This is a genomic window from Roseateles sp. P5_B10 (genome assembly GCF_056400485.1).
The window spans coordinates 1-3,555 of sequence record NZ_JBFULE010000561.1 but is presented as its reverse complement, the minus strand read 5'-3'; the positions used below and the strand labels follow the sequence as shown (position 1 = coordinate 3,555).

Annotated in this window: 3 protein-coding genes and 1 pseudogene; all 4 read left to right on the top strand. The window is 65.8% G+C overall.

Annotation, left to right across the window (positions count from 1 at the left end; all coding sequences use genetic code 11):
• A partial coding sequence (locus AC1DU6_RS23810; RefSeq protein ID WP_477860076.1) for an RlmE family RNA methyltransferase occupies positions 1-409 on the top strand: 409 nt, incomplete at its 5' end.
• Between the two features lie 85 nt (positions 410-494).
• Positions 495-2,393, top strand: a complete 1,899-nt coding sequence (gene ftsH / locus AC1DU6_RS23805; protein ID WP_477860074.1) for an ATP-dependent zinc metalloprotease FtsH — start codon at positions 495-497, stop codon at positions 2,391-2,393.
• 59 nt (positions 2,394-2,452) lie between these two features.
• Positions 2,453-3,295, top strand: coding sequence for a dihydropteroate synthase (gene folP, locus AC1DU6_RS23800; RefSeq protein ID WP_056195457.1), 843 nt, complete (start codon positions 2,453-2,455; stop codon positions 3,293-3,295).
• Positions 3,296-3,309: 14 nt separating this feature from the next.
• Positions 3,310-3,555, top strand: a pseudogene (glmM, locus tag AC1DU6_RS23795) (phosphoglucosamine mutase); the annotation flags it as partial.

The window sequence follows — 3,555 nt, the reverse complement described above, 5'->3', positions numbered from 1 at the left end:
CAACGGCAGCATCATTGCGCTGGACGTGCTGGAGTTCGAGCCCATCGAAGGCGTGCAGTTCATCCAGGGCGATTTTCAGGAGGACGCGGTGCTGGCAGAGCTGGAGGCGGCTCTGGCCGGCCGTCCGGTGGACGTCGTCGTGTCGGACATGGCGCCCAATATGTCGGGTATTGCGTCCACCGATGCCGCCCGCATCTCCGGCCTGGTCGAGCTGGCCGTCGATTTCGCCAGCAGCCACCTCAAGCCCGAGGGCGCGCTGGTGGCCAAGGTCTTCCATGGCAGCGGCTACGACGAGCTCGTGAACCTCTTCAAAACACATTTCAAGGTCTTCAAGGTCGTGAAGCCCAAAGCCTCCCGCATCCGCTCTTCCGAGACATTCTTGGTGGGCATGGGACTGAAAAACCGCTGATTACAGGGGTAGGCCCCTTGCCGCCCCTAAAATCGCCCCCACTGTCCTGAAACCCGCGCTGGGCCATCAGGGCCAAGGAGTCGCAGTGAACAATCAATGGTTTTCGAAGTTCGCCGTCTGGATCGTGATCGCGCTGGTGCTGTTCACGGTCGTCAAGCAGTTCGGCGGCACCACGGCACCCGGTAAGCAGGTGACCTATTCCGAGTTCCTGGATCTCGTCCAGGCGCGCCGGATCAAATCCGCGACGCTGCCCGACGGCATCACCGGTGACATCTACGCCGAAGACACCGAAGGCAACAAGCTGCGCACGCTGGCCACCTACCAGGATCGTGGCCTGGTCGGCGACCTGCGCAATAACGGCGTCAAGTTCGACATCAAGCCGCGTGAAGAGCAGAGCTTCCTGGTCAGCATGCTGATCAACTGGACGCCGATGCTGCTGCTGATCGGTGTCTGGGTCTACTTCATGCGCCAGATGCAGGGTGGCGGCAAGGGCGGGGCATTCAGCTTCGGCAAATCCAAGGCCCGCATGCTGGACGAGGCCAACAACACCGTCACCTTCGCCGACGTCGCTGGTTGCGATGAAGCCAAGGAAGAGGTCAAGGAACTGGTCGACTTCCTGAAGGATCCGCAGAAATTCCAGAAGCTCGGCGGCCGTATCCCGCGTGGTGTGTTGCTTGTCGGCCCTCCGGGTACCGGCAAGACGCTGCTGGCCAAGTCCATCGCCGGTGAAGCCAAGGTGCCCTTCTTCACGATCTCGGGCTCCGACTTCGTCGAGATGTTCGTCGGCGTTGGCGCGGCCCGCGTGCGAGACATGTTCGAGCAGGCCAAGAAGAGCGCGCCCTGCATCATCTTCATCGACGAAATCGACGCCGTCGGCCGYCATCGCGGCGCMGGCCTGGGCGGYGGCAATGATGAGCGCGARCAGACGCTGAACCAGATGCTGGTCGAGATGGATGGCTTCGAGACCAATCTCGGCGTCATCGTCATCGCCGCCACCAACCGACCCGACATCCTCGACCCCGCGCTGCTGCGCCCCGGCCGCTTCGACCGCCAGGTCTATGTCACGCTGCCGGACATCCGCGGCCGCGAGCAGATCCTGAACGTGCACATGCGCRAGGTGCCTATCGGCCAGGACGTCAACGCGTCCATCCTCGCCCGCGGCACGCCTGGCATGAGCGGTGCCGACCTGGCCAACCTCGTCAACGAGGCTGCCCTGTTCGCCGCGCGCCGCAATGGTCGCCTGGTGGAAATGATCGACTTCGAGCGCGCCAAGGACAAGCTCTACATGGGCCCCGAGCGCAAGAGCATGGTCATGACCGAGGACGAGAAGCGCGCCACGGCGTACCACGAGTCTGGTCATGCCGTCGTCGCCGAGCTGCTGCCCGGCACAGACCCGGTTCACAAGGTCACCATCATGCCGCGCGGGCGCGCCTTGGGCGTGACCTGGCAGCTGCCTGAGCGTGACCAGCACAGCCTGTACTTCAAGCAGATGCTCAACAGCATCAGCATCATGTTCGGCGGCCGCATTGCCGAGGACCTGTTCGTCCACGACATCTCGACCGGTGCATCCAACGACTACGAACGCGCCACCCGCATGGCCCGCGACATGGTGACGCGCTACGGCATGAGCGAGGTGCTCGGCCCGATGGTCTATGCCGAGAACGAGGGCGAAGTCTTCCTCGGCCGCAGCATGACCAAGACGGCCAACATCAGCGAGAGCACGCAGCAGAAGGTCGACGGCGAGATCCGCCGCATCCTCGACCAGCAGTACGCCGTCGCGCAGAAGATCCTCGAGGACAACCGCGACAAGGTCGAGACCATGACCGAGGCGCTGATGAAGTGGGAAACCATCGACCGCGACCAGATCCTGGACATCATGGCCGGCCGCCCCCCACGCGCGCCTGACGACAAGCCGACCCCGAGCGGCCCGACCGGTGGTGGCACGCCGCCGGTCAGCACCGACGGCGCCCCCGCCGCGGCCTGATCCCCACCCCAACGACGGGCCCGGCTTCCACCGGGCCCGTTTTCCATTCCGAGCCGCCCATGCATTGGCAGACCCGCCGCTTCCGCCTTGATTTGAGCCACCCGCGCGTGATGGGCATCGTCAACGTGACGCCGGATTCCTTTTCCGACGGTGGCCGGCATGACGACACCCGGACCGCCATCGCGCACTGCGAGCGCCTGGTGGCAGAAGGCGCCGACATCTTGGACATCGGTGGCGAGTCCACCCGCCCCGGCGCGCCGCGCGTCGATGCCGGCAGCGAATGGGCGCGTATCGACAAGGTGCTGGCCGCGGCGGTCACGTTAGGCGTTCCCGTTTCGGTCGACACCTACAAGCCAGACGTGATGCGCCGCGCGCTGGATGCCGGTGCGGACATCGTCAACGACGTGCAGGCCCTGCAACTGCCCGGCGCGCTGGCGGCTGTGGCCGGCAGCGGTGCGGGTGTCTGCCTGATGCACATGCGCGGCGAGCCGGCGTCGATGATGGAGCTGGCGGTCTACGGCGATGTGGTGGCCGAGGTCGGCGCCTTTCTCGCCCAACGCGCGCAAGCTGCGCGAGATTCGGGCATCCCGGCTGATGCCGTCGCGCTGGATCCGGGTTATGGCTTTGCCAAGAGCGCCGAGCACAACCTCCAGCTGCTGGCCGGGCAGCAACGCCTGGCCGGGCTGGGCTATCCGCTGCTGGTGGGCTGGTCGCGCAAGCGCACACTGGGCGACATCACCGGTCGGCCGGTGGACCAGCGCCTGCCGGCCAGCCTGGCCGCCGCGCTGCGGGCCGTCAGCGCAGGCGCGAACGTGATTCGTGTGCACGATGTCGCCGCCACCGTGGACGCGCTCAAGGTCTGGGCCGCGGTCGATGCGGCGACAATCCCTGCCACGAAATAAGAAGGAAGAGCTCGATGGCCCGCAAGTATTTTGGAACCGACGGCATTCGGGGCACGGTGGGCCAGGACCCGATCACGCCGGACTTCATGCTGCGCCTGGGCCATGCCGTCGGTCGCGTGCTGCGCAAGACGGACGAGCGGCCCACGGTGCTGATCGGCAAGGACACGCGCATCTCGGGCTACATGATCGAGTCCGCACTGGAGGCCGGTTTCRCTTCGGCCGGCGTGAATGTGCTGCTGACCGGCCCGCTGCCGACCCCG